Annotated in this window: 21 protein-coding genes; 11 read left to right on the top strand and 10 right to left on the bottom strand. The window is 72.0% G+C overall.

The features are described from left to right. Positions 1 to 25: 25 nt before the first annotated feature. Together JQN83_RS06810 and JQN83_RS06815 are read right to left on the bottom strand one after the other, a co-directional pair. Positions 26 to 163: a hypothetical protein gene (locus JQN83_RS06810; protein WP_208566176.1), complete on the bottom strand. Its 138-nt coding sequence runs from the start codon at positions 161 to 163 to the stop codon at positions 26 to 28. Between the two features lie 161 nt (positions 164 to 324). Then, positions 325 to 2,013: an LLM class flavin-dependent oxidoreductase gene (locus tag JQN83_RS06815; protein ID WP_208566177.1), complete on the bottom strand. Its 1,689-nt coding sequence runs from the start codon at positions 2,011 to 2,013 to the stop codon at positions 325 to 327. 324 nt (positions 2,014 to 2,337) lie between these two features. Here JQN83_RS06815 and sthA point away from each other — a divergent pair, with 324 nt between their 5' ends. From sthA to prfH, 4 genes are all read left to right on the top strand, one after another. After that, positions 2,338 to 3,741, top strand: coding sequence for a Si-specific NAD(P)(+) transhydrogenase (gene sthA / locus JQN83_RS06820; protein WP_208566178.1), 1,404 nt, complete (start codon positions 2,338 to 2,340; stop codon positions 3,739 to 3,741). A gap of 139 nt (positions 3,742 to 3,880) precedes the next feature. After that, entirely contained in the window at positions 3,881 to 5,092 is a 1,212-nt protein-coding gene (locus JQN83_RS06825; protein WP_208566179.1) for an ROK family protein, read from the top strand. A gap of 184 nt (positions 5,093 to 5,276) precedes the next feature. Continuing rightward, positions 5,277 to 6,452, top strand: a complete 1,176-nt coding sequence (locus JQN83_RS06830) for an RNA ligase RtcB family protein (RefSeq protein WP_208566180.1) — start codon at positions 5,277 to 5,279, stop codon at positions 6,450 to 6,452. Continuing rightward, entirely contained in the window at positions 6,449 to 7,135 is a 687-nt protein-coding gene (prfH, locus tag JQN83_RS06835) for a peptide chain release factor H (RefSeq protein WP_208566181.1), read from the top strand. Before JQN83_RS06830 ends, prfH begins: the two co-directional genes overlap by 4 nt. On the opposite strand, the gene JQN83_RS06840 is transcribed toward prfH, so the two are convergent. Continuing rightward, positions 7,095 to 7,721, bottom strand: a complete 627-nt coding sequence (locus tag JQN83_RS06840) for a DUF1349 domain-containing protein (protein WP_208566182.1) — start codon at positions 7,719 to 7,721, stop codon at positions 7,095 to 7,097. The genes prfH and JQN83_RS06840 overlap by 41 nt on opposite strands. A gap of 88 nt (positions 7,722 to 7,809) precedes the next feature. On the opposite strand from JQN83_RS06840, the gene JQN83_RS06845 reads away from it, so the two are divergent. The 4 genes from JQN83_RS06845 to JQN83_RS06860 all read left to right on the top strand — a co-directional run bounded on the left by JQN83_RS06845 (position 7,810) and on the right by JQN83_RS06860 (position 12,915). Beyond that, positions 7,810 to 8,640 (top strand): PIG-L family deacetylase, encoded by an 831-nt coding sequence (locus JQN83_RS06845; protein ID WP_208566183.1) that lies wholly within the window; start codon positions 7,810 to 7,812, stop codon positions 8,638 to 8,640. A 199-nt stretch (positions 8,641 to 8,839) separates the two neighbouring features. Continuing rightward, complete coding sequence (locus JQN83_RS06850) at positions 8,840 to 11,083, top strand: M4 family metallopeptidase (protein ID WP_208566184.1); 2,244 nt, start codon at positions 8,840 to 8,842, stop codon at positions 11,081 to 11,083. A 165-nt stretch (positions 11,084 to 11,248) separates the two neighbouring features. Beyond that, a complete protein-coding gene (locus tag JQN83_RS06855; protein WP_208566185.1) occupies positions 11,249 to 12,376 on the top strand; it encodes a glycoside hydrolase family 53 protein in 1,128 nt (375 codons plus the stop codon). A gap of 74 nt (positions 12,377 to 12,450) precedes the next feature. Further along, positions 12,451 to 12,915: a hypothetical protein gene (locus JQN83_RS06860; protein WP_208566186.1), complete on the top strand. Its 465-nt coding sequence runs from the start codon at positions 12,451 to 12,453 to the stop codon at positions 12,913 to 12,915. Positions 12,916 to 13,050: 135 nt separating this feature from the next. On the opposite strand, the gene JQN83_RS06865 is transcribed toward JQN83_RS06860, so the two are convergent. The 5 genes from JQN83_RS06865 to JQN83_RS06885 form a co-directional block, all read right to left on the bottom strand. Next, complete coding sequence (locus tag JQN83_RS06865; protein ID WP_208566187.1) at positions 13,051 to 13,791, bottom strand: cellulose binding domain-containing protein; 741 nt, start codon at positions 13,789 to 13,791, stop codon at positions 13,051 to 13,053. A gap of 398 nt (positions 13,792 to 14,189) precedes the next feature. Then, positions 14,190 to 15,176, bottom strand: a complete 987-nt coding sequence (locus tag JQN83_RS06870; protein WP_244251979.1) for a LacI family DNA-binding transcriptional regulator — start codon at positions 15,174 to 15,176, stop codon at positions 14,190 to 14,192. 94 nt (positions 15,177 to 15,270) lie between these two features. Then, positions 15,271 to 16,110 (bottom strand): carbohydrate ABC transporter permease, encoded by an 840-nt coding sequence (locus tag JQN83_RS06875; protein ID WP_208566189.1) that lies wholly within the window; start codon positions 16,108 to 16,110, stop codon positions 15,271 to 15,273. Next, positions 16,107 to 17,105, bottom strand: a complete 999-nt coding sequence (locus tag JQN83_RS06880; RefSeq protein ID WP_208566190.1) for a carbohydrate ABC transporter permease — start codon at positions 17,103 to 17,105, stop codon at positions 16,107 to 16,109. The genes JQN83_RS06875 and JQN83_RS06880 overlap by 4 nt, the downstream gene beginning before the upstream one ends. Before the next feature lie 54 nt (positions 17,106 to 17,159). Beyond that, positions 17,160 to 18,452 carry an extracellular solute-binding protein gene (locus JQN83_RS06885; RefSeq protein ID WP_208566191.1) on the bottom strand — a complete coding sequence of 431 codons (1,293 nt, stop codon included), beginning with the start codon at positions 18,450 to 18,452 and terminating at the stop codon, positions 17,160 to 17,162. A gap of 244 nt (positions 18,453 to 18,696) precedes the next feature. Between JQN83_RS06885 and JQN83_RS06890 the strand changes: the two genes are divergently transcribed. The 3 genes from JQN83_RS06890 to JQN83_RS06900 all read left to right on the top strand — a co-directional run bounded on the left by JQN83_RS06890 (position 18,697) and on the right by JQN83_RS06900 (position 22,427). Continuing rightward, positions 18,697 to 20,322 (top strand): glycoside hydrolase family 43 protein, encoded by a 1,626-nt coding sequence (locus tag JQN83_RS06890; protein WP_208566192.1) that lies wholly within the window; start codon positions 18,697 to 18,699, stop codon positions 20,320 to 20,322. Positions 20,323 to 20,628: 306 nt separating this feature from the next. Continuing rightward, complete coding sequence (locus JQN83_RS06895; RefSeq protein ID WP_208566193.1) at positions 20,629 to 21,822, top strand: endo-1,4-beta-xylanase; 1,194 nt, start codon at positions 20,629 to 20,631, stop codon at positions 21,820 to 21,822. Between the two features lie 8 nt (positions 21,823 to 21,830). Further along, on the top strand, positions 21,831 to 22,427 hold the full coding sequence (locus JQN83_RS06900; RefSeq protein WP_208566194.1) for a polysaccharide deacetylase family protein: 597 nt from the start codon (positions 21,831 to 21,833) through the stop codon (positions 22,425 to 22,427). Positions 22,428 to 22,619: 192 nt separating this feature from the next. Here the strand turns inward: JQN83_RS06900 and JQN83_RS06905 are convergent, their stop codons facing one another. Together JQN83_RS06905 and JQN83_RS06910 are read right to left on the bottom strand one after the other, a co-directional pair. After that, a complete protein-coding gene (locus tag JQN83_RS06905) occupies positions 22,620 to 23,660 on the bottom strand; it encodes a hypothetical protein (RefSeq protein ID WP_208566195.1) in 1,041 nt (346 codons plus the stop codon). Positions 23,661 to 23,723: 63 nt separating this feature from the next. Then, positions 23,724 to 25,508: a type IV secretory system conjugative DNA transfer family protein gene (locus JQN83_RS06910; RefSeq protein WP_208566477.1), complete on the bottom strand. Its 1,785-nt coding sequence runs from the start codon at positions 25,506 to 25,508 to the stop codon at positions 23,724 to 23,726. Between the last annotated feature and the right edge of the window lie 2 nt (positions 25,509 to 25,510).

Raw genomic sequence — 25,510 nt, forward strand, 5'->3', positions numbered from 1 at the left:
GCGGACCGGCCCCGCCGAGGCCGGCTCAGTCGTCGCGCTGTCGGCCCGACCGGCGGCCGGTCCGGGCGACCACGACGGCGGCGGCGAGGCTGAGCGCCGCAGCACCCAGTTGCAGCAGCCCGTCGACGAGGTCGACGAGGTCGGCGAGGGAGGGGGATTCCACTGTGGCCTCCGGAGGGTCGGTCCCCGCCGTCCGCGCGGTGCGGAGGCGCCCCCCGGGCCCGGGTGACATCCACGGGCACCATCACGATTATGGCACCACGAACCGAACGCCGTCACCCGCCCGGTCCCGCTTCCCAGCCGTAGCCGCCGCACCGGGACGGATCAGAGTTGACCGGGAAAGAAGCCGTAGCGGGCCAACGGCTCGACGATGTTCTGCTCCTCGTAGGACAGGTGCGACAGCAGGGTGTCGGTGAGCACGTCCACCGCCCGCTGAAGCTCGGCCAGCCGCTCCGGGTCCTCGATCAGCGCGACCAGCGCCCGGTCGACGCCCTCCACGACGTCGTGGATGACCACGTGTTCCTGCTCCAGCCGGTCGATCACCGGCACCAGCCCCGGGTCGGCCCGCCGCAGGTGCGGGAAGATCGCGTCGTCCTCCAACCCGTGGTGCTGGGTGACCAGCGTGCAGTACGCGGCACAGTACGCCCCCAGCGTCCAGTTGTTCTGCCGCATCGTCATCCGGTTGAGCACCCCCCGGGCGTCCCCGGCGGAGACCACCCCCCGGCGGACCTGATCGAGCAGGTCACGGATCTCGCCCAACTCCCGGCGCAGGTGGTCGTGGACGTCGACCAGGTGCCCGCCGACGGCCTGGGCCTGCGGGGAGTAGACGTGCCCGGGCGGGGCCGGCGGGGCGACCGGCCGGGTCGACTCGTCCCAGAGCCGGTGGTCGCTGTGCCGTACCTGCGGTGCCGGGGTGGGGGTGACCGCCAGCCCGGCTGTGCCCCCGGCCCGGACGACCTCCCGTGGCCGCGCGGCGCCCGACCCGCCGGAGCCCGCCGCCGACCCGCCCTCGGCCGACCCGGACTGCGCCACAGGACCCGACCCGGCCGACGCGTCCTCGGCCGACCCGGCCGGTGCGCCTTCGCCGGCGGACCCCGATGACCCGGGCGCGGTCGACCCGGCCCGCTCGGCGGCGACCAGTTCACGGACGGCGGGAGCGACCTCCTGGGCGAACAGCTGGATGCTGGTGGGATCGTCCGAGCCGAGGATGAAGCCGGAGGTGCCGTACGTCAGCACCAGGTCGGCCAGCTCCCGCACCCACTGCTGCGGCGGCCCCTCGAGGAAACCCGCACCGGTGCGGGTGAACCGACCGGAGACGTTCAGCAACCGCCGCACCTCGGCGGGGTCACGCCCGACCGCCGCCGCACCCTCGTCGACGAGCGCGTTGAGGTCGGCCAGCTCCGCCGGCCCCTTCGGCAGGTACGACAGCGACGGCAACCAGCCGTCCGCCGCCCGGCCCACCAGCCGCAACAACCTCGGCTTGTACGCCCCGACCCAGATCCCCACCGGGTGCGCCGGGGCGGGACCACGCTTCGCGCCGACCACCCGGTAGTGCTCGCCGTCGACCCGCACCCCGCCGCGCCGGTCGGCGGCCCAGACCTCGCGGATGATCCGGATCGCCTCGTCCACCGCGTCCACCGCCTGCCCCGGGGCGAGCCGTCGGCCACCGTTGGCCTCGATGGCGTCCCAGAACGCACCCGCGCCGAGGCCGAGTTCGACCCGGCCGCCGCTGAGCAGATCGAGGCTGGCGACGCTACGGGCCAGCACCACCGGCTGCCGCAGCGGCAGGTTGAGCACGTTGCCGGCCAACCTGATCCGGCTGGTCGCCGCCGCCAGGTAGGACATCAGCGTCCAGGTGTCGAGGAATCCCGGCTGGTAGGGGTGGTCCTGGAAGGTGACCAGGTCCAGGCCGGCCTGTTCGCAGAGCCGGGCCCGGGCGACGACCTGCTCCGGCTGCCGGGCGTCGGGGGTCAGGAAGCCGCCGAACAGCAACTCGTGTCCGTAGTCGGTCATGACGCTGCCGTCACCTGATCCCTTCGTCGCGTCCGGCGTCGCCCAGCGGCACGCCCGGCGTCGGGACGCGGCCACGGCGGGTGGCCGGGGCGACCGGCCCACCGTAGCGCCGTCCCCCGGTGCTCTGCCGGGCGGTCGCGGAGTTCGGGCCGGTCAGGGCCGCGGTGCCGGGCCGGCCAGAGGTCGAGGGTGAGGTGTACGGCCACCCGCTCCCCCACCTCGATCCCCTCGGCCGTACGCACCCGGGCCCTGCCCGGGACGAGATGGCGCCCGCCCGACGATCACGAGTGGCGGAAGTTGCGGCAGCTTGCAAGGCTAGGTGCCGTGTATGACTACGACCTGTTGGTGCTGGGCTCCGGGCCCAGCGGTCAGAAGGCCGCGATCGCCGCCGCGAAGCTCGGTAGGCGGGTCGGCATCGTGGACCGCCGCGACATGATCGGTGGGGTGTGCATCAACACCGGCACCGTCCCCTCCAAGACGCTGCGGGAGGCCGTTCTCTATCTGACCGGCCTGAGCCAGCGCGACCTCTACGGCAGCAGCTACCGGGTCAAGGAGGAGATCACCGTCGCCGACCTGGCCGCCCGTACCCAGCACGTGATCGAGCGGCAGACCGATGTGATCCGCAACCAACTGGGCCGCAACCGGGTCGCGCTGATCACCGGCACCGGCCGGTTCGCCGACCCGCACTCGATCTGGGTGGACGGCGGCTCCGGGCACGACACCCGGATCACCTTCGACAAGGCCGTCATCGCCGCCGGCACCCGACCGGCCCGGCCGGACAGCGTCGACTTCGACGACCGGACGATCGTCGACTCCGACGGGGTGATCAACCTGCAGGCCGTGCCGCGCAGCATGGTCGTCGTCGGTGCCGGCGTGATCGGCATGGAGTACGCCTCCATGTTCGCCGGGCTGGGGACGAAGGTGACCGTGGTGGAGCGCCGGGACCGGATGCTCGAATTCTGCGATGAGGAGATCATCGAGTCGCTCAAGTACCACCTGCGTGACCTTTCGGTGACTTTCCGCTTCGGGGAGGAGGTCGCCGCGGTGGAAAAGCACCAGAACGCCGCGCTGTGCATCCTCAAGAGCGGCAAGAAGATCGTCGCCGACACGGTCATGTACTCGGCCGGCCGGCAGGGGCAGACCGACGACCTGGCCCTGGACGCGGCGGGCCTGGAGGCCGACAAGCGCGGCCGGATCTCGGTCGACGAGCACTACCGCACCAGCGTGGAGCACATCTACGCGGTGGGTGACGTGATCGGCTTCCCGGCGTTGGCGTCCACCTCGATGGAGCAGGGCCGGATGGCCGCGCAGCACGCCTGCGGCGAGCCGGCCCGGGAACTCCAGGAGTTGCAGCCGATCGGCATCTACACGATCCCGGAGATCAGTTTCGTCGGCAAGACCGAGGAGGAGCTGACCAACAGCTCCACCCCGTTCGAGGTGGGCATCGCCCGCTACCGCGAGCTGGCCCGCGGTCAGATCGTCGGCGACTCGTACGGCATGTTGAAGCTGCTCGTCTCCCCGCAGGACGGCCGGTTGCTCGGGGTGCACGTGTTCGGCACCGGCGCGACCGAGATCGTCCACATCGGGCAGACCGTGATGGGGTGCGGCGGCACGGTCGACTACCTGATCGACACGGTCTTCAACTACCCGACCCTGTCCGAGGCGTACAAGGTCGCCGCCCTGGACGCGGCCAACAAGATCCGCAACATCACCCGGATCGACGGCTGACCCGCGGGCTCCACGACACGTGGGGGCCCGCACCGGTGGGTGGGGACGGTCACCGGCCGGGCGCGCGAGGTGACGCACGGCGGCGACGGCAACTACGCTCGACGGGTAGTCAGCCGCCGATCGACAGGGCCGCCTCGTGATGCCGAAGAGTCCGACCGTGGACGGGCAGTCGCCGGGGGACAGCCGCCGCCGGAGCCTGGGCGCGCTGCTGCGCCGGGTGCACCTCGGCGGACCGGTGTCGCGCGCCGGGCTGGCCGCCGGGCTGGGCGTGAACCGCAGCACGGTCCTGGCGCTCACCACCGAACTGGTGGCGGCCGGCCTGGTGCGGGAGGGTTTCCCCGAGCTGACCGGCCGGGCCGGCCGGCCGTCCCTGATGGTCCGGCCCGCGTCCGACCGGGTCTTCGTGCTCGCCTTCGACATCGCGGTGGACCGGCTGGTGGCCGCCCGGGTCGGGCTGGGCGGGCAGATCCAGGACCGCCGGGAGGCGCCCCGGGCCCGCGCGGGCGTCGACCTGGACACCGTGGCGGGGGTGCTGGCCGACCTCGGGCGTGACCTGCACCGGGCAGCGGCACCGGGGGCGGTCTGCGTGGGGATCGGCGCGTCGTACTGCGGGATGATCCGGCCCGGCGACGGGATGGTGCGGTTCGGCCCGGACCTGGGCTGGGTGGACCAGGCGTTCGGCGCGGAGCTAGGGCGTCGACTCGATCTCGGCCTGCCGGTCCTGGTCGGCAACGAGGCCCACCTGGGCGCGCTGGCCGAACACCAGCGTGGGGTGGGCGTCGGGGTGCGCAACCTGGTCTACCTGCACGGCGACGTCGGGGTCGGGGGCGGCATCATCGTCGGCGGCGACCTGCTCGGCGGCGACGGCGGGTACGGCTCCGAGGTCGGTCACATGCTCGTCAACCCGTACGACGGGAGGCCGTGCGGGTGTGGTTCGCGCGGCTGTCTGGAGGCGGAGGTCGGCGAGCGGGCGTTGCTCGACGCGGCCGGTCGACCCGCCGACCTGATCGGTCGCGACGCGGTCCGTGAGGTGGTCGAGGCGGCCGGTCGCGGCGAACCGGCGGCCCGCGACGCCCTGCGGACCGTCGGCGACTGGTTGGGCATCGGGGTGGCCAACGTGATCAACCTGTTCAATCCCGGCATGGTGATCTTCGGTGGTGTGCTGCGGGAGGTGTACCGGGGCGCGGCGACGCACGTCCAGGAGCGGATCACCGCCAACGTGCTGCCGGTCTCCCGGTCCCGGGCGCAGTTGCGGGTCTGCGCCCTCGGTGACGACGCCACCCTGGTCGGCGCGGCGGAACTCGGCTTCACGCGGCTGCTCGCCGATCCGCTGGGGATCCCGATCGGCTGAGCGGCCGGCCGAAAACCCGTTGGCCGCAGCGGTCCGGTGCGCCAGGCTGGTGGGCATGACGTACTGACGGACACCTCCGCATCCCGCCCGCACCGCGCCACCGCGTGCGCCGCATGCCGCCGTGATACCGCGCGCCATCGCGCGCCGCCGCGCCGTCCGTTCCCGTCACCCGAAACGAGCGTCCGTGTCCCCACAGCATTTCCCGCCGCCGTCGACCACGGCCACCGTCACCGTCTTCGCCTCCCCCGAGAGCTGGATCGAGTCCGACGCCGTCCGGCAGTGCCACCAGGTGGCGGCCCTCGACGGCATGCGCCACGTCGCCGCCATGCCCGACCTGCACCCGGGCAAGGGCGCCCCGATCGGCGCCGCGATGGCGTCGACCGTGCTCTACCCGCATCTGGTGGGCTCCGACATCGGGTGTGGCATCGCCGTGTTCCCGATCGGCCTCAGGCGCGTCGTACCCGAGCGGCTCGCCGCCCGCTTCCCCGACCTGGACCGGGCGCTGGACCCCGGGCGGGACGCCGACGATCCGGCCTGGGCCGTCGCGGCCGGCGATCCGCCGGCCGGCCACGTCGAGGGCCTCGGCACGGTCGGTCGGGGCAACCACTTCGTCGAGCTGGCCCGGATCGAGACCGTCTTCGCGGCGGACCACGCGGGCCGGCTCGGGCTCACCGCAGGTGACCTCGTGCTCATTGTCCACAGCGGATCCCGCGGCCTGGGTGAGCGGATCCTGCGGGCGCACACCGAGGCCCACGGCGCGGGTCCGGCCCCCGATCCGGCCGGCTACCTGGCGCGGCACGACGACGCCGTCCGCTGGGGTGCGCTCAACCGTCGGCTGCTGGCCGCCCGGGTCGCCCATGCCCTGGGGGCCGAGCCCACCGCGCCGATCGTGGACCAGTGCCACAACCTGGTCGAGGTCCGTGACGGCAGCTACCTGCACCGTAAGGGCGCGGCCCCGGGTGACGGCCGCGACGTGCTGGTCGCCGGTACCCGGGGCACCCGCTCGTTCCTCGTCGCCGGCCACGCGGGCCCGGCGGCCAATTATTCGGTGGCGCACGGGGCGGGTCGCAAGATGTCCCGCGCCGACGCCCTGCGTCGGGGCCGGGCGAAGCACACGGTCGCCGAGTTGCGGCGGACGCCGGTCGGTTCGCTGGTGGTGTGCGGCGACCGGCAGCTGCTCTTCGAGGAGGCCCCGACGGCCTACAAACGTATCGAGCAGGTGATCGCCGATCTGGTCGGCCACGGCCTGGCCACCCCCGTGGCGAGCACCGTCCCACTGGTCACCTACAAGACACCCGACCTCGGGCCCGGGCTCCGACCGGCACGCCGGGACGAGCGTCGGCAGCGGGGCCGGGGATGAGCGTCCACCTGCTCCTGTCGGCCGGGCGGGGCCCGCAGGAGTGCGCCTGGGCGGTGGCCCGGCTGCTGGACCGGCTGACGGCCGACGCCGCCCGGCACCGGGTGAGCACCCACCGGTTCGAGACCGTCGCCGGTGACCGGCCCGCCACCTACCGGTCGGTCCTGGTCCGGCTCGACGGGGCCGACGCGGAGGCGGTCGCCGCCTCGTGGACCGGCACCCTGTGCTGGCAGGCCCCCAGCCCGTACCGGCCCGCGACGGGTCGGAAGAACTGGTACGTCACCGCCAGGCCGTGCCCGGTGGACCCCCCGGCCACGCCGTTCACCGAGGCCGACGTGCACGTCGTCGCCTGTCGCACCGGCGGGCCCGGCGGCCAGCACCGCAACAAGGTCAGCACGGCGGCACGGGCGACCCACCGGCCCTCTGGCCTCGTCGTCGTGGTGGACTCCGAACGGCGGTTCGGCCTCAACCGCGCCGCCGCCCTGCGGTTGCTGCGCCAGCGGCTCGCCGACGGCGACGTGCGCGCCGGGCACGCCGTCACCGCCGCCCGCCGGCGCGTCCACGACGAACTCGTCCGGGGCGACGCCGTGCGGGTCGAACGCCCGCACCCACCCGACGGGTCGGCGGCGACGACCGGGGCACGGGTCAGGAGCCGTCGCGCAGGTCGGCCAGCCGGTCGCGGGTGAAGTGGATGTCGTCGAAGGTGACCCGGCAGCCGTCCCCGATCGGCGACTGCGCCTCGAAACCGATCGTGGCGGCGGTGGCCGCACCGTCGACGGTGAAGTACCGGACCATCCGCCAGGTCCGCCCGTCGACCGAGGCGTGGTACGCGAACGCGTGGTCGATCCGGGACACCCGCAGCCACACCGTACGGCCGTCGACGACGAAGGCGTTAGCGTCGTCGGCGACCCCCCGGCCGACCACCGAGACGATCATGGGCTCGCCGTCGGGAGAGAACTCGAAGCAGAGTTTGCCCCAGTGCCGCTCGTCGACCCAGAGCAGCAGCACCCCGGCGTCGTAGGTCGCCGCGAAGTCGACGCCGACCCGGGCGCTGAACTGGAAGTCGCCGTCCGGGGGCAGACCGAGCAGGGTGGCCGCGGTGATCGTCGGCTCGGCGTGGAGCGGGTCGCCCGACGCCGGGTCGATGAAGATGTCGGTACGCGGGGCGGCCGACGCGCTCACCACACCGTCCGCCTCGGCGATCGTCCACGCCGCCTCGGGAGACGGGGACAGGGTGAACGGCAGACCCGGGACGTTCCAGGTGGTGGTCATGGCGTCCATTATCTGCCGGGGCACCGGCACGCGTCGCCCCGGTGGGCCGGTACCCGCCGTCGTCGGTCGGGACGCCTAGGGTGAGGGTATGGCTGAGCGAGGTCTGACCCTGATGGCGGTGCACGCGCACCCCGACGACGAGGCGACGAGCACCGGCGGCGTGCTGGCCCGGTATGCGGCGGAGGGCATCACCACGGTGCTGGTGACCTGCACCGACGGGCGGTGCGGCGACGGTCCCGGTGGGGTCAAGCCGGGTGAGCCGGGGCACGATCCGGCGGCGGTGGTGGCGATGCGGCAGGAGGAGCTGGAGGCCAGCTGCGCGGCGTTGAAGGTCAGCCACCTGGAGACGCTCGGCTACGCCGACTCCGGGATGATGGGCTGGCCGAACAACGACATGCCCGGCGCGTTCTGGACCACGCCTGTGGTGGAGGCGGCGGACCGGCTGGCGGAGCTGATCCGCCGCTACCGCCCGGACGTGGTGGTCACCTACGACGAGAACGGCTTCTACGGTCACCCCGACCACATCCAGGCCCACCGGATCACCATGGCCGCCGTGGCGATGACCGACATCCCGGCGAAGGTCTACTGGACCACCATCCCGCACACGGCGTTCGCGGAGTTCGGCCGGGTGATGAAGGAGCTGGGCGTCGAGTGGGCCGAGCCGGACGCGGGGGACGCGCCGGGGCCGCAGCTCGGCCTGCCCGACGACGAGATCACCACCTGGGTGGACACCAGCAGTTACGGCGTGCAGAAGTTCGACGCGCTGGCCGCCCACGCCAGCCAGACCGAGAACATCTTCTTCCTGCGGATGGGCCGGGACCGGTTCGTCGAGCTGATGGGTCGGGAGACCTTCGTCCGGGTCCGCGACACCACCGGGGCGGCCCTGCCGGAGGACGACCTCTTCGCCGGCCTGCGCTGACGGCGCGAGCGGGTGTTGCCGGGGTGTTCCGTCCGTAACAGGGATGGAACACCCCGGACACAACTCGTCGGTCATACCATCGCCCGGATGGGCAACTCGGTATGAATAGCCATCGACAACTGTCTTCCCAGACTCTCCACAGCCGACGATGATCTCGCTATCGAAAGATGCGAGAGCATCTCGGATTGGGGAGGTCAGTTTGAGATCAGCCCTAGCGCTGGCCGGCGTCACCATGCTGGTCGGCAGCGGTCTCGTGGTCACCACCACGAGCGTGTCCGCAGCCCCACCATCCACCCCGGGGCCGGCGCTGGTCGCCGCTGCCGACACCGCCCTCAAGAATCACGCCGGAGCCGTCAGGTCCTCGGCGAAGGACCGCTACGCCGTGCACAGCAGCCGGCGGGACGCCAAGGGCGGGGGCGCGGTCCGCTACACCCGCACGTACGACGGGCTGCGCGTCTACGGCGGCGACTTCGTCATCCGCACCGAGGCCGACGGCGACTACGCGGGCAGCTCGGTCGGCCTGGCCGCTCCGCTGACCCTCGCCACCACCCCGAAGGTCAGCGCCGCCAAGGCGCGCAGGGCGGCGACCGCCGAGTTCTCCGGCAAGGTCACCGGCACCGGCGCGGCGGAGCTGTTCGTCGACGCCAGCAGCGGCACCGGCCGGCTCGCCTGGGAGACCGTGGTCACCGGTTGGGCACCGGACGGGCAGACCCCCTCGAAGCTGCACGTGATCAGCGACGCGCTCACCGGCGCCCGGATCGGCTCCTACGACGAGATCGAGTCCGTCGTCGGCACCGGCAACAGCATCTACGCCGGCCCGGTCGCGATCGACACCACGCAGTCCGGGGCCACGTACAGCATGATCGACCCGACCCGGGGCAACGGCCGCACCTGCGACATGAACAACGGCACCTCGACCTGCACCACCTTCACCGACGCCGACAACGTGTGGGGCACCGGCGCGGCCTCGAACCGGCAGTCCGCCGCGGTCGACGCCCACTTCGGCGCGGCGACGACCTTCGACTACTTCACCGAGGTGCACGGCCGCAACGGCATCTTCGGCAACGGCACCGGCGTGCCGAGCCGGGTGCACTACGGCAACGCCTATGTCAACGCCTTCTGGGACGGCGCGCAGATGACCTACGGCGACGGCGCGGGCAACGCCAAGCCGCTGGTCGCCCTCGACGTCGCCGGCCACGAGATGTCCCACGGCGTCACCGAGAACGTGGTCCCCGGCGGCCTGACCTACTCCGGCGAGTCCGGCGGCCTCAACGAGGCCACCAGCGACATCTTCGGCAACATGGTGGAGTTCTACGCGAACACCCCGGTCGACCCCGGTGACTACGAGGTCGGCGAGAAGATCGACATCCGGGGCACCGGTGCGCCGCTGCGCTACATGTACAACCCGACGCTGGACGGGTCGTCGCACGGCTGCTGGTCGAGCAGCACCAACAGCCTCGACGTGCACTACTCCTCCGGGGTGGCCAACCACTTCTTCTTCAACCTGGCCGAGGGCTCCGGGGTGACCCCGTACGGGACCTCGCCGCTGTGCGGGTCGGCCCCGCCGGTGACCGGCATCGGCCGGGAGAAGGCGGAGAAGATCTGGTTCCGCGCGCTGGACGCGTACTTCGTGTCGAACACCCGCTACGTGAACACCGCCCAGCCGACCAACACCGCGCGGCTGCACACCCTGTCGGCCGCCACCGACCTGTACGGCCTGTGCAGCACCGAGTACAAGGCGGTGATGGCCGCCTGGACCGCGGTGAACGTCAACGGCACCGAGTCGTGCGCCGCCAACGACTTCTCCGTCGCGGTCGCCCCGGCGACGCTGACCCTCGACCCGGGCACCTCGGGCACCGCAACGGTCTCCACCACGGTCATCCGGGGTACCGCCGAGACGGTGACCTTCTCGACCGGACCGCTGCCGGCCGGGGTGAGCGTGTCGTTCAGCCCGTCGTCGGTCACCGCCGGCGGGTCGACCACCGTCACGGTCACCGCTGCCGCGACCGCCGGTAGCGGCACGGTGCCGATCACGGTGGTGGGCACCGCCCCCTCGGTCGCCCGGACGACCACGCTGAACGTGACGGTGAACGGGCTGCCGGGCTGCTCCGGCACCAACGGCACCGACGTCCCGATCGCCGACAACTCGACGGTGGAGAGCACCATCGTGATCAGCGGTTGCGCGGCGACCCCGTCGACCGCGAGCAAGGTCGAGGTGCACATCGTGCACACCTACATCGGTGACCTGGTGGTCAGCCTGGTCGCCCCGGACGGCAGCGTCTACACGTTGCAGAGCCGCTCCGGGGGCAGCACCGACAACATCGACCAGACGTACACCGTGAACCTCTCCTCGGAGGTGGCGAACGGCAGCTGGAAGCTGCGGGTCCAGGACGCGGCGAGCCTCGACACCGGTTACGTCAACAGTTGGAGCCTGAACCTCTGACAGTGGCACGGCGGGCGGGCCATCCGGGCTTCCGGGTGGCCCGCTTCGCGTCGCCGGCACGGAGTCGACCGCCCCACACCCCGCTATAGTCAAGTCTGTCTATTGGTGTCGCCGCCCCGACGCCGGCAGGTCCCCCACCACCACCCCACCACCGAGGAGGTCCGGATGACTCCGTACCGCTCCCGCCTGCGGGCCTGGGCCGTCGCGTTCCTCGCGGCGGTCGCCCTGCCGGCCGCCCTGCTCGGCCCGCCGACATCGGCGTCGGCCGCGAACACCTTGACCATGCTCGGCGCGGACGTCTCCTCCGTGCAGCGCAGCCTGGACCTCGGCGCGCGGTACTACGACGCCGGCGGCACCGCCCGCGACCCGCTCGACATCCTCAAGGGCCTCGGCGTCAACTACGTCCGGCTGCGGGTGTGGAACAACCCGGCCAGCGGCTGGAACAACAAGGCGAAGGTGCTGGCGTACGCGAAGACGGTCAAGGCCAAGGGCCTCAAGTTGATGATCGACTTCCACTACTCCGACACCTGGGCCGACCCGGGCAAGCAGTACAAGCCGGCCGCCTGGGCCAACCACGGCATCGGCCAGCTCCAGACCGACGTCTACAACTACACCTCCGACGTCTGCACCAGCCTGCGCAACCAGGGCACCACCCCGGACAGCGTGCAGATCGGCAACGAGATCAACGTCGGCATGCTCTGGAACGACGGCAAGGTCGTCAACAACGACTTCACCAACCTCAGCCTGCTGCTCAAGGCCGGCTACCAGGCCACCAAGGCGTGCAACGGCGGAACCCAGGTGATCATCCACACCGCCAACGCGGACAGCATGGACCACGCCCGCTGGTTCTACGACGGCATCCGGGCCAAGGGCGTGCAGTGGGACCTGACCGCCCTGTCCTACTACTGCATGTGGCACGGCACGCTGGCCAACCTCTACAACGTCATCACCGACGTCCGCACCCGGTACGGCAAGCCGGTGGTGCTCACCGAGACGGCGTACCCGTTCACCGCCGCGAACGCCGACAACGAGGCGAACGCGATCAACGGCACCGAACCCTGCGCGGGTCACCAGGCGAGTTGGAGCGGCCAGGCCACCGAGTTCTCCTGGGTGCAGGACACCGCCCGCAACGCCGGCGCGGTCGGGGTCTTCTACTGGGAGCCGACCTGGTACGCGGTGCCGGGAAACGGCTGGGACCCGGCGAACATCAACGGCACCGGCAACCAGTGGGACAACATGGCCATCTTCAACTGGACCGGTCAGGTGAACCCGAGCATCCGCTGGCGGCCGTAGGCCGGGCGGAAGGCTTCCGTCCCGGTCGGCGGGCCACCGGCGGTGGCCCGCCGACCGGGCACTACCCTGGCGCGGTGCGATACGACGAGTGCGACGCGGCCATCCGGGAGCTGGTCGACGCGGCCGACGAGGACGCCCTGCACGCCTTCGGGCTGGCGACCGTCACCCGCCTGCTGGCGGCCGACCTGATCGACGAGGCCGGCGCGGACGACCTCGACGAGGACGCGTGGGCGGCGCTGGCCGCCGCGCGGGAGCGGATCGCCACGGCCGACGCGGGCGAGCTGCGTTCCCACCTCGACCGCATCGACGAGGGTATCCTCGCCGACGGCGACATGGACCCCGGCCTGCTGATCGCCCTGTCGGCCCTCGAACACTGGACCACGTACCTGGAGGGGCACCGGCGCGGCGAGCTGCACGAGCTCGCCCTGCGCTCGGTCGAGGAGGTCGACCACCGGGTCTCGGCCGCGCTCGACGACTTCCTGGCGACACCGGAGATGGCCGCCGAGTACGCGCGGATCAGGCAGTCGCTGACCGGCTGACGGGTCACCGGGCGGCGGGCCGCGCCGACGGCGGGCCGCCACCCCGGTGGGTGGCGGCCCGCCGGTGCGGACCTCAGTCCCGTGCGGTGCGCCCGCGCGCCGGCCCGGCCGTCGCCTGCCGGCCGGCGTAGGCGGTCACCGGCCGCAGTTCAGCGTCAGCGGGCCCGGCGCGTTGGTCCAGACGAGCATGCCGAACGTCGTGCTGCCACCCGGGGCCAGCGTGCCGTTCCAGGAGGCGTTGCGCACCGTGACGTCGGGACCGGAGATGGTGAGCACGCCGTTCCAGAGGGCCGAGATGCGCTCGTCGCCCAACCACCGCCAGGTGACCTGCCAGCCGTTGAGCGTCTCCTCGGCGGTGTTGCGCACGGTGACCGTGGCGGCGTACCCACCGGTCCAGCGGTTGTCGAAGGTGATCGTCGCCCGGCACGACGCGGACCCGGCCGGCAGCGTCCGGACCGGACCGTTGATGACGTACGGGTCGTGCTTCTCCCCGGCGCTGAACCGGTACCAGTACTCGCTGTCCGGGGTCAGCCCGGTGACCGTGATCTCACCCTGCCGTTCCGGGCCGGACACCGCCGAGGCCACCGGGTTCAGCCAGGCCGTCGCGTCCTCCCGGCTGGCGAAGAGGACCAGGGTCATCGGCGGGTTGTAGCCGCACGGCGGGGTCATGAGCATCGAGTACCGGACGGTGATGCTCGTGGCGCTGGCCGACATGAACTGCCCGGAGACCGGCAGCGCCGGGGGGCACGTGTAGGTGGGGGTGGGCAGGGGGGTGGCCGAGAGCGCCGGCTGGGCCTGGGCGCCGGTGAGTGTGCCGGCCCAACCGGCCAGGGTCAGGGTCGTGGTCGCCAGCACCACGCCGAGCGTGCGGAGCATCCGTACCTCCGAGGGGTTGCGGGGGCACCGACGGCCGGGACGGGCCCGAGGTGCCGGATCCGGGACTGTCGCCCACCGTGCGGTGGGCGGGTGAGGTGCTGCGCGATCATCGGCTGTCACAGCCGGGCGGATGCCGGACGGCCCGGTCGACGGGCGCGGAGGACCGACCGGTGGTCACCGTCGCGGACTGCCCGGCGCGGGGTGGCGCGGCCACCTCGCGTGTCCGACGAATCGGCGCACGAGTGGTCACGCTGGCTCCCGAGCGTGACGACGCCAGAACAGTCTGGCATTCGATGACTGTCGATGCAATGCTGTCCGATCGGGCCGCCCGGACCGGCCGACCGGCCGCTACGGGCCACCCTCCGGCGTCGATCGGCCGACCGCCGACCCGGCCCGGATCAGCGGATACGCGGCGCGGCGGCGCTGTCCCGCACGACCAGATCGGTGGCGAGCTCCACCCGGGGGCTCTCGATCGTCTCGCCCCGGGCCAACCGCAGCACGGTCCGGGCGGCCAGCATGCCCATCTCGGCCAGCGGCTGCCGGATCGTGGTCAGCGGCGGCGAGCACCAGCGGACCTCCGGCAGGTCGTCGAAGCCCACCACGCTGACGTCGTCCGGCACCCGCAGGCCACGCTTACGGACCGCCTCGTAGACCCCGAGGGCCATCTGGTCGCTGGAGGCGAAGATCGCGGTCGGCGGTTCGGGCAGGCCCAGCAGGTGCATGCCGGCCGTGTAACCGGACTCGTGGTAGAAGTTGCCCGGCCGGACCAGCCGGTCGTCGACGGCGAGACCGGCGGCGTCGAGCGCGGCCCGGTAGCCGTCCATCCGGGCCCGGCTGCACATCAGCTGCGGCGGGCCGGCGATGAAGCCGATCCGCCGGTGACCCAGGCCGAGCAGGTACTGGTTGGCGCGCAGGCTGCCCGCCCAGTTGGTCGCCCCGATCGTCGGGGCCTCCTGGGGGGCGACCCCGGCCGGGTCGACGATGACCACCGGCAACCGCAGCCGGCGCAGCTCCGCCTGCAACGGCGGCTCCACCATCGAGGTCACGAAGATGACCCCCTCGGTGGAACGGGTGCGCATGTTGTCCAGCCACTGCTTGGCCGACGAGGTCCGCCGGTGGATCGCCGACACGACGGTCCCGGCGCCGCTGGCCTGCGCGACGTCCTCCACGCCCCGGATGATCTCCACGGCCCAGGGGCTGTCCAGGTCGTTGAAGACCAGGTCGATCAGGGCGGACTGGGTACGGCGGGCCGCCGAGCGGGGTCGGTAGCCGTGCCGGGTGAGCAACTCCTCCACCCGTTCCCGGGTCTGCGGGGCGACGTCGGACCGGCCGTTGATCACCCGGGAGACCGTGGGCACCGAGACGCCCGCCAACCGCGCGATCATCGCGATGGTGACGTTCCTGCCGTTCTCGGAGCCCACGGTCACCCTTTCGGTCGGGGGAACTACGGTTGCAGAAGGCTATCGCAGCAGGTCGGGGTCACCCCTTGACGCTGCCGGAGAGCCCACCGATGAGCTGACGTTCGGCGATGGCATAGAAGCCCAGCGCCGGGATCATCGACAACACGACGTACGCGAGCACCTTGGCGGTGTCGTCGGAGTACTGCCCCTGGAACGCCTGGACCCCGAGGGGAAGCGTCCACCAACTCTGGTCGGTGAACACCACCAGCGGCAGCATGAAGTTGTTCCAACTGCTCACCAGCGCCAACACCGAGACCGTGGCAAGGGCGGGCCGGGCCATCGGCAGCAGCACCCGCCAGAAGAACCCGAAGGGACCGCAGCCGTCGAGGGTCGCCGCCTCCTCGACCTCGCCGGGAATGCTCCGGAAGAACTGCCGCAGGATGATGATGGTGATCGGCAGGCCGAAGGCGGCCTGGGGCAGGATCACCCCGAGCGGGTTGTCCAGCAGCCCCATCCCGCGCAGCAGGATGAACAGCGGCAGGATCGCCACCGCGAAGGGGAACATCAGCCCGATCGCGAAGATGGTGACCAGGAACTCCCGCCCCCGGAAGGCGAACCGCGCGAAGACGTACGCGGCCATCGCCGCCGCCGCGACCACGACGAACGTGCTGGCCACGGCGATCAGGACGCTGTTGCCCACGTTGCGCCAGAACACCCCGGCGGTGAAGATCTCGACGTAGTTGCCCGGCACCCACGGGTCGGGCAGGCCGAGCGGGTTGGTGGAGAGCTGCCCGTTGTCCTTGAACCCACCGATCACCCCGAACCAGACCGGCACGACGATGAGCGCGCCGACGGCGATGCAGACGAGGTGCAACAGGAGGCGACGGCCCCGCTGGGCCGGGTTCGCCGAGGTGGTCATCGCTGGTCTCCTTGGACGGTGAGGGCGCCCTCGGTGTCCCGACGCAGGACGACGCGCTGGTAGATGAGGGCGAAGACGAGGCTCAGCAGGAACATGATGATGCTGATCGCGCTGGCGTAGCCGACCTCGAAGCGGCGGAAGCCGAACTGGAACATCGTCACGGCCATGGTCTCCGAGGCGTGGATCGGCCCACCGCCGGTGAGCACCCAGACCATGTCGAAGAGCTGGATGGTGCCGATGACCGACAGGAACACGCTGATCCGGATGGTCGGGCCGAGCAGCGGCAGGGTGACGAGCCGGAACGCCTGCCACGCGCTGGCCCCGTCGGTGACCGCCGCCTCGTTGAGCTCCTTGGGGATGTTCTGCCGGGCCGCCAGGAAGAGGATCATGTAGAGGCCGAAGTACTTCCAGGAGACCACCAGGAAGACGGCGTACAGGACGGTGTCCGGGTCGGCGAAGACGGCCCCCGCGTCGGCCCCCAGGAACCGGGAGATGGCGTCACCGAACCCCCGGTTGGGTGAGAACACCAGGTTGAACAGGACCGCGGTGGTGACCTCGGACAGCACGTACGGGGCGAAGAAGATCACCCGGTAGATCGCGCGCCCCCGTAGCGGCTGGTTGAGCAGCATCGCCAGGCCCATCGCGACCGGCAGCTGGACCGCCAGGGAGAGCACGATCAGCACGAGCCCGTGCCACAGGTCGCCCCGGAACACCGGGTCGCCGAAGGCCCGGGTGTAGTTGTCCAGCCCGATGAAGTTCTCGGGCAGACCGAAGCCGTTCCACTTGTAGAGGCTGGCGTAGCCGGCCACCACGATGGGGGTCAGCACCAGCAGTAGGAACAGCACCAGGGACGGGGCCAGGAAGACGGCGAGGGCCCGGCGCCGGCCCGGCCGGGGCCGGCGGCCGGTACGGCGTACGCCGCCCGGCCCCGGCCCCGACGGTTCGGTCACTCGGCCGCCGGGTCCCGCATTCGACAGGATCGATGGCGTGGTCATGCCTGCTCCACTCAGTTCTCGCCGGCGGCTGGTGATCGATGGGGTGGGACGGTACTACTGGGTCTTCGCCACCTGGGTGATGTCCTTGAGGATCTGCGCCGGCGACTTGCTGCCGGCGACCAGCGCGGCGACGCTGTCGTTGACCTGCTGGCCGACGGCCGGCGGGTAGGCCTGGTCGAGGTAGAGCTGGAAGCCGGTGGCGGCGGCCAGCGTCTGCGCGACGACCTTGTTGTTCGGGTCGGCGACGGCGTCGGTGGCTTCCTTGACCGTCGGCAGCACCGCGCCGGTCTTGGTGCTGCGACGCTGCACGTCGACGCTGAGCAGGGTCTTGAGGAAGTCCAGGGTGGCCGGCGGGGCGTCCTTGCCGACGGCGAAGCCGTTGCCGCCGCCGAAGACCTCGGTGGCCGTGCCCTTGCCGCCGTCGACGGCCGGGAACGGGAAGAAGCCGAGCTTGTCGCCGAGCCCCTTCTTGCTGGTGGAGCTGGACGCCTGCACCGACGGGGCCCACTGCCCCATCAACTCCAGCGCGGCACGGCCGTTGCCCATGGTGGCGGCCTGGCCGTCCGGGGAGCCGTACTCCGCGCCCAGGAAGCCCTTCTGGAACGGCTGGAGGTCGACCAGTTCCTTGAGCCGTTCACCGGCGGCCACGAAGTCGGGGGTCTCGAAGTTCTTGTCCTTGGCGGCCTGCTGGAGGGCACCGAGCCCGCCGATGCGCATGGACAGGTAGGCCCAGTAGAAGTGGGCCGGCCACTTGTCCTTGCCGGCCAGCGCGACCGGGGTGATCCCGGCGGCCTTGAGCTTGCGGACCACGTCGAGCAGCTCGGCCCAGGTGGCCGGCGGCGCGGTGATCTGCGCCTGGGCGAAGAGGTCCTTGTTGTACCAGAAGCCGACCATCCCGATGTCGAACGGCACCCCGTAGATCTTGCCGTCCACGGTGTACGGCTCCAGGGACAGCGGCAGCAGGCCGTCCTTCCACGGGGCGATGGTCTCGGTGAGGTCCTTGACCAGACCCGCGTCGACCTGCTGCTTGAGCACCCCGCCGCCCCAGGACTGGAACAGGTCGGGCGGGGAGCCGGCCTGGGTGGCGGTGGTCAGCTTGGCCTTGAACGCCTCGTTCTCCAGCGGCTGGATCTCGATCTTCACGTTGCTGTGCGCGCTCTGGTACTCCTGGGCCACCGCCGCCCAGACCGGCAGCATCGGCTCGGTGTTCTGGATGTGCCACCAGTTGATCGTCTGCGGGGCGTCCGGGTCGTCGGAGGCGTCGTCGCTGCAGCCGCTGAGCAGGTACGCGCCGGCACCGGCGCCGACGAGGCCGAGCAGCGATCTGCGGGAGAGGTGGGCGGTCATGATCCATCCCTTCGGGGGACTCACGAGGTGCTCGGGTGCCGGTCGAGCCGGCGATTTCGAAACGTGTATCTCCGGAACTTTCAGAGCGTCGCCGGTATTACCGATCGATGGCGGGCACGCTACGAGCTGTTTCCGCGCGGGTCAAGACCTCTGTCCTATCGCGGCGAAAACGGCTAGCGTGTGCAGGGCTTCACCGACCATGGCCATGATTCCGAAAGTTTCGAGAGCTGCCCGAGGAGTGCCCGTGTCGACCGACACCGCTGAAGTGGCGACCGCTGCCCGGTCGATCCGCAACCCCGTCCTCGCCGGGTTCCACCCGGATCCGTCGATCCTGCGCGTCGGCGACGACTACTACCTGGCCACCTCGACCTTCGAGTGGTACCCCGGGGTCCGGCTGCACCACTCCCGCGACCTCGTGCACTGGCGGGCACTGGGCGGGGTCGTCACCGACCGCCGCCTGCTCGACCTGCGCGGTTGCGGCGACTCCAACGGGATCTGGGCACCCGACCTGACCTACCACGACGGTCTGTTCCACCTCGTCTACAGCGACGTGGCCAGCTTCGCCAGCGGCTACTGGGACCCGCAGAACTTCCTGGTCACCGCGCCCGACATCACCGGACCCTGGTCCGACCCGGTGAAGCTGCACGGGCGTGGCTTCGACGCCGCCCTGTTCCACGACGACGACGGCACCAGCTGGCTGCTCGCCATGAGCGCCGACTGGCGGCCCGGCCGGGACCGCTTCGCCGGCATCGAGATCCAGCAGTACGACCGGGCCGCGCGCCGCCTCGTCGGCCGGCCCCGCATCCTGTTCACCGGCACCCCGGTCGGGGTCACCGAGGGCCCGCACCTCTACCGCCACGACGGCTGGTACTGGCTGATCACCGCGGAGGGCGGCACCAGCTGGGAACACCAGGTCACCGTGGCCCGGTCCCGGGAGCTGTTCGGACCGTACGAGGTGGACCCGGACGGTCCGCTGCTCACCTCCGTCGGCCGGCCCGAGCTGCGGTTGCAGAAGGCCGGCCACGGCAGCCTGGTGCGCACCCCGGACGGCGGGTGGTACCTGGCCCACCTGGTCGGCCGCCCCTACTCTCCGCTGGGCAGCTGCGTGTTGGGCCGGGAGACGGCCATCCAGCGCGTCGAGTGGCCCACGGACGGTTGGCCGCGGATCCCCGGCGGCGTGCCGGCGGACGAGGTCGCCGCGCCGGACCTGCCGGCGCACCCGTGGCCGGCCGAGCCCGCCACCGACGACTTCGACGCCGCCGAGCTGGGCCCGGCCTGGTCGACGTTGCGTCGACCGGCCACCCCGGACTGGATCGACCTGCGTTCGCGCCCGTCGCACCTGCGGGTGCACGGTGGGCAGTCCCCGGTGGGCCGGCAGGCCCCCAGTCTGGTGGCCCGGCGGGTCGGCGCGACCCGGTGCACCCTCGACACGGTGGTCGAGTTCGACCCGGTCGACCACCGTCAGCTGGCCGGCATCACCGCCTACTACAACACCCTCAACTGGCACCACCTCTACCTGACCCGGACCGACGACGGTCGGACGGTGCTGGAGCTGCTCAGCTCGGACAACGGCCGGCGTACCGCCTATCCGGAGCTGACCGTCGACACCGACGGGGCCACCCGGGTGGGTCTGCGGGCGGAGTTCGACGGCCCGGTGGTGCGCTTCGGCTACGACCTGGGCGCGGGCTGGCAGCAGCTACCGATCGACCTGGACGCGACCATCCTGTCCGACGAGCACGCCGCCCTGATCATCGACGGCGAGCCGGCGGCCTGGGGGTTCACCGGGGCGTTCCTGGGTCTCTGGGTCCAGGACCTCGGTGGCGACGGCGGCCACGCCGACTTCGACCGGGCCACCTACCGGGAGCACTGACCGCTCCCACACCCGTCACGACCGGCTCCGGGTGGGGCCGGTCGTGGCCGTGCCCGGGATACCGGGGGGCCGGATCTCGAAACTGTTGCGACGACCGGTCGACGGCCTGACCAGGAGTTCCGGAAGTTTCGATGGTTGACCCGGTGGGCTCGCGCTCGTAACGTTCCAGTCGGCTTCCGGAAATCGATGCACAACTATCGGTTGGCTCCGGTGCGGCCCGCCACACGTCCCGCCGTGGCGGTGCCGCACCCCTCCCCCACCCTCGCCGCCGTCGACCCGTCGACGCGCCTCGGGAAAGGACCGCAGATGATCCTCAGACGGTGGATGGCTGCCGGGTTGGTCGCCGTCGCGACCGCCGGCGTGTTGAACGCCGTACCGGCCACCGCACAGCGGCCGTACGACCCGACCGCGCAGAGCCTGCGCGCCCTGGGCCAGCGCCACGGCCTGTACGTCGGCACCGCGGTCGACATGGCGGCCCTCAACGACGCCGCCGAGCCCCGCTACCGGGAGATCGTGCGCGACGAGTTCTCCACGGTCACCGCCGAGAACGTGATGAAGTGGGAGTCCCTGGAGCCGACCCGGGGCACCTACGACTGGTCGGCGGCCGACGAACTCGTCGCCACCGCCCGACGCAACGGCCAGAAGGTCCGGGGCCACGTGCTGGTCTGGCACAGCCAACTGCCCAAGTGGCTCACCGACGGGGTCGCCGACGGCTCCATCGACAACACCGAGTTGCGGTCGATCCTGCGCCAGCACATCACCACCGTCGCCAGCCGCTACCGGGGCAAGATCTGGCAGTGGGACGTGGTCAACGAGGCCGTCAGCGACCCCTGGGACACCCCGTCCACCCTGCACTACAAGGGTTTCTGGGCCGAGCACCTCGGCCCGGGTTACGTGGCCGACGCGTTCCGCTGGGCCCGCGCCGCCGACCCGACCGCCCTGCTGTTCTACAACGACTACAACATCGAGGCGTTCGGCTCCGGCGACCCGGCCAACGACAAGACCCAGTTCGTGTACGACATGGTCAAGGGCCTGCTGGCCCGGGGCGTGCCGATCGACGGGGTCGGCAGCCAGGGCCACCTGGGCACCCAGTACGGCAACTACGACACCCTCCAGGTCGCCGACGCGCTGCACCGCTTCGCCGGGTTGGGGCTGTCCACCGCGTTCACCGAGGTCGACGTGCGCAGCCGGTTGACCGACGGGGTGCAGGCCGGCGACTCCGAGGAGATCAACCCACGGCTCCAGGCGTCCGCCGCGAACTTCCACGTGCTGTTGCAGGCCTGCCTGGCCGAGCCGCGTTGCCTGTCGTTCACCGTCTGGGGGTTCACCGACCGGCACTCCTGGGTGCCCGGCACCTTCGACGACCCGCCGCAGGGCCTGGCCACCATCTACGACGAAAACTACCAGCCCAAGCGGGCGTACCAGGTGATGAAGGCCGACCTGATCTACGCCGGCCCACCGTACGTGCGGATGCGGGCCACGCCGAAGCCGCGCCGGTAGGCCGGCCGGTGGGCGCCGACATCCTCGACACGGCCCGGGGCGGCGGACGGACGGTCAGCCTCACCTTCGACGACGGCCCGAACCCCACCGACACGCTGCGCCTGCTCGGCGTCCTGCGGCGGCACCGGATCGCGGCCGTGTTCCTCCTCTGCGGCGGGCAGGTCGAGGCCCACCCCGAGGTGGTGCGCAGGATCGTTGCCGACGGTCACCGGCTGGGCAACCACAGCATGCACCACGACGACATGACCACCTGGTCGGCCGAGCGGATCGAGGCGGATCTGCGGGAGACCAACGAGGCCATCCGGCGGGCCGTACCGGGTGCCCGGATCCGCTACTTCCGTGCGCCCTACGGGGCCTGGGGGGCGAGTCCCGGCGTCGCCGCCGCGTTGGGTATGCGACCGCTCGGCTGGCGGCTGGCCGTCGGTGACTGGGAACCGCCGGGCACCGACGAGCTCGTCCGCCGGCTCCTCGACGGGGTCACCCCCGGCGCGGTGGTGCTGCTGCACGACGGTGGCGGGGACCGCAGCCAGAGCGTCGCCGCCGTCGACCGGGTCGCGCCCGTGCTGCGCGCACGACGCTGGCGGTTCACCCTGCCCGCCGACTGACCCGCTGCCGTCCCGCCCCGGCGGATCGGGCCGGCAGCAGGCGGAACGTACCGGCCGACCGGTTACGGCCGGTGCGGGTGGTGGGTGGGGGGTCGGGGTGTACCCGCCCACCCACCACGCCGTCGGGGTGCCGCCGGTCCACGTCCCTGGACGCGGCGGCACCCCGACCTGGACGGTCACGGCCGGCGAGACCTACCGGACGACACCCCCGCCACCACCGCTGTTGCCACCGCCGCCCCGCCGGTGCTGGTCACGGGTGCGATCGGACCCGTTGCGCCGGCTCACCGGCTCGTGCGACGAGCCGCTGTCGCGGCCGCTGGTCCGCGAGGTGTGGGTGCGGGAGGTGTGGTTACGGGAGGTGGCCCCGCCCCTGCGGTGCGAACTCGCGGTGTCGGCTACGTCCCCCCGGGCCTCCGTGTCCTGCCGGGGACGCCCCGGCTGTTCCCGGGGGCCCCGGGTGACCATGAACGCGGAGCCCACCCCGTGCACGATGGCCCCCGAGTTGCCGGCCGTGGTGTCCTGGCCCGGCGCGTAGCCGACGCCCCAGGTGATGGCGCCGGCGGCGGCCACCGCGCCGTAGGCGGCCCGGACCAGGTCACCCTGCTGGCCGTTGCGCAGCGAGTTGACCACCTCCTTGCCCACCACGTACATGCCGGGGCCGGCGGCCAGGGCCAGGCCCACGCTGTTGGCCACCGCGTTGCCCCGCAGCCCGGCGGCACCCTGCACCCCGGGCGACGCGACCATCGACACGAAGTTGACGATCTTCTCGTCGTTCTCGTAGACCCACCTGCTGGCCTGCTGAGCCCAGGTCATCACCCGGTTGCGGCTGTCCAGGGAGTGCCGGCTGGTCTCGCTCTCGCTCCACTCGACGCTGATCGAGTCTCCCGGGCCGGGGCTGCTGCGGCCCGAGGAGGTCGACGTGCTGTACGGCTGGCCCACCTCGGCCCGGTAGTCGTCGGCGGTGTACTGGCCGTAGCCCGACTGCACCGACGAGGTGCTCGGGGCGCCCTGGCTGTAGTTGCTCGGTGTGTAGGCGCCCGGGGTGTAACTGACCTGGCTGTAGTTGCTGGGCGTGTAGACGCCCGGGGTGTAGCTGACCTGGCTGTAGACGCTCGGCGAGTAGACCACCTGCGGCTCGGACTCGGTCGGGGTGGGCGGGTAGTGGACGCTGTAGCTCTCGCTGCCGGTGGGACTTCCGCTCCCGCCCGGTGGTGGCTGATGGGGTGAGGACACCTGGGCTCCTTGATGCTCGACCAGCGGTTGACACGCTCATTACGACCGGCCCGGCGTCCCGGTTCAGCCCGCGGCCGGGGTTTCTCGCCAGTTCGCCTGCCACGGCGTCGCGGTGGCCTTGCCGGCGGCCCGCTCGGTGATAGCCGCGACCTCCTGCCGGGCCTGCGCCGAGATCCGCCCCGCGTCCGGCTCCTTGTACCAGGGCCGCAGCGTGATCACCGCCGGCCGGATGCCGGTGGCGAGCAGCAGCGCGGTCCCCTTCGGCAGAGCCCGGATCCGGTCCGGCGGCAGCACGTGTTCCTGCCGGTACGAGGTGGACCGCGACGAACCGTCCCGGCTGCGGGAGACGCTGACCGTGCTGACGTCGTGCTGACCGACCAGCTTGGAGACCTTCTCCACGAAGTCGGCGTCGTCGAGGCCCGCGCCGAGCAGCTTGATGGTGGCGGCGCCCCACAGCGCGTCCATCCCGGCCTCACCCCAGACCCGGGACCCCTGCCGGTAGCTCTGCAACAGGGTGACCACGTTGATCCCCCGCGATCCCAGGTGGGAGTAGAGGTCCGGCAGGTCGGAGATCCGGCACACGTTCGCCGCCTCGTCCAGCACCGCCGTCATCGGCGGGTCGAGCCGGCCACCCATCCGTTCGGCGGCGACCACCCCGGCCCGCAGGGTCGCGTCGGCCAGGCCGGCGATCACCCCGGCGGCGGAACCGCCGCCGTCCTTGGACAGCAGGAAGAGGGTGTCCCGGCCGAGCACGTGCCGGTCCGGGCGGAACTGCGGCAGGTACGGGTCCGGGGAGACCCAGGCGAGGATCTCCGGGTCGAGCAGGCACGCCACGCACTGCCGGGCCGTCTCGTAGATGCCGTCGCGGGTCTCCACCGCCCCGCGTACGGTGCCCTGCAACTGCTCGGCCATCGCCGCCATACCCGCGTCGCGGAGCAGGTCGATCGGGGTACGGTCGGCCGGGTCGGCCAGCCAGCCGAGCAGCTCGGCGACGGGGGCCCGGCCCCGGGCGGCGGCCAGGAAGAGCGCGGTCAGGGTGTTCTGCGCCGCCGAGATCCAGAAGTCCTTCTTGGCGGTGTCGTCGTTGACCGACGCCACGAAGTGCCCGGCCAACCGGCGGGCCCCCTCGATGGTGACGCAGTCGGCGAGGATGTCCCACCACATCCGGCGGGGAACGTGGGCGATGCCCTGCGGGTCGAAGGTCCACACCGTACCGACACGTTCCCGCTCGGCCCGGGTCACCGCGTACACGTCGGACTTGTTGGAGGTGAGCAGCACCGCGCCCCGGGCCCGCAGCACCCGGGGCACCGCGATGCCGGTGGACTTGCCGGCCCGGGGGGCCATCAGGTCCAGCTCCACGTCCTCGAAGGAGGAGCGCAGCTCCGGGCCGTTGGGCGACAGGTCACCGAGCAGGTTGCCGGTGTCGTCCGGGGCGAGTTGCCGTACCCCGGCCAGCGAGGGACGCAGCTCCCGGGCCCGGGCCGCGATCCCGGCGGGCGTCAGCGGGGCCAGGTCACGCACCCGGGCCAGCCCGACGCCGCGCCCGCGCAGGTCGAGCAGCCGGCGACCGACGAGCACCGCCGGCACCACCACCAGCAGCGCCACCACGAGCATCCCGGAGCAGAGCGCGTACGGTGACGCCCCGGGCCAGAGCGCGCCGGCCGCACCGGAGATCACCATGAAGTACGCGCCGAGCGTGAACGGCGGCGTCTGCCAGCCGTGGCCGGTCACCCCGGCACCCAGGGTGCCGCCCAGCCAGGCGACCGTGAACAGTGCCGCGTTGGCGAGGACCACCAGGCAGAACGCCCAGAAGAACAGGTCCGCGCCCCGGGGCGAGCCCGACGACATCC

It is taken from the genome of Micromonospora antibiotica, from assembly GCF_017599305.1.
Classification (GTDB): domain Bacteria; phylum Actinomycetota; class Actinomycetes; order Mycobacteriales; family Micromonosporaceae; genus Micromonospora; species Micromonospora antibiotica.

Excerpts from the sequence above, each read along its gene's own strand:
- JQN83_RS06815 (WP_208566177.1), bottom strand. The coding sequence starts at position 2,013 with ATGACCGACTACGGACACGAGTTGCTGTTCGGCGGCTTCCTGACCCCC.
- JQN83_RS06880 (WP_208566190.1), bottom strand. The coding sequence starts at position 17,105 with ATGACCACGCCATCGATCCTGTCGAATGCGGGACCCGGCGGCCGAGTG.
- JQN83_RS06870 (WP_244251979.1), bottom strand. The coding sequence starts at position 15,176 with ATGATCGCGCGGTTGGCGGGCGTCTCGGTGCCCACGGTCTCCCGGGTG.
- JQN83_RS06840 (WP_208566182.1), bottom strand. The coding sequence starts at position 7,721 with ATGACCACCACCTGGAACGTCCCGGGTCTGCCGTTCACCCTGTCCCCG.
- prfH (WP_208566181.1), top strand. The coding sequence starts at position 6,449 with ATGAGCGTCCACCTGCTCCTGTCGGCCGGGCGGGGCCCGCAGGAGTGC.
- JQN83_RS06885 (WP_208566191.1), bottom strand. The coding sequence starts at position 18,452 with ATGACCGCCCACCTCTCCCGCAGATCGCTGCTCGGCCTCGTCGGCGCC.
- JQN83_RS06855 (WP_208566185.1), top strand. The coding sequence starts at position 11,249 with ATGACTCCGTACCGCTCCCGCCTGCGGGCCTGGGCCGTCGCGTTCCTC.
- JQN83_RS06910 (WP_208566477.1), bottom strand. The coding sequence starts at position 25,508 with ATGTCGTCGGGCTCGCCCCGGGGCGCGGACCTGTTCTTCTGGGCGTTC.
- JQN83_RS06845 (WP_208566183.1), top strand. The coding sequence starts at position 7,810 with ATGGCTGAGCGAGGTCTGACCCTGATGGCGGTGCACGCGCACCCCGAC.
- JQN83_RS06825 (WP_208566179.1), top strand. The coding sequence starts at position 3,881 with ATGCCGAAGAGTCCGACCGTGGACGGGCAGTCGCCGGGGGACAGCCGC.
- JQN83_RS06895 (WP_208566193.1), top strand. The coding sequence starts at position 20,629 with ATGATCCTCAGACGGTGGATGGCTGCCGGGTTGGTCGCCGTCGCGACC.
- JQN83_RS06865 (WP_208566187.1), bottom strand. The coding sequence starts at position 13,791 with ATGCTCCGCACGCTCGGCGTGGTGCTGGCGACCACGACCCTGACCCTG.
- JQN83_RS06875 (WP_208566189.1), bottom strand. The coding sequence starts at position 16,110 with ATGACCACCTCGGCGAACCCGGCCCAGCGGGGCCGTCGCCTCCTGTTG.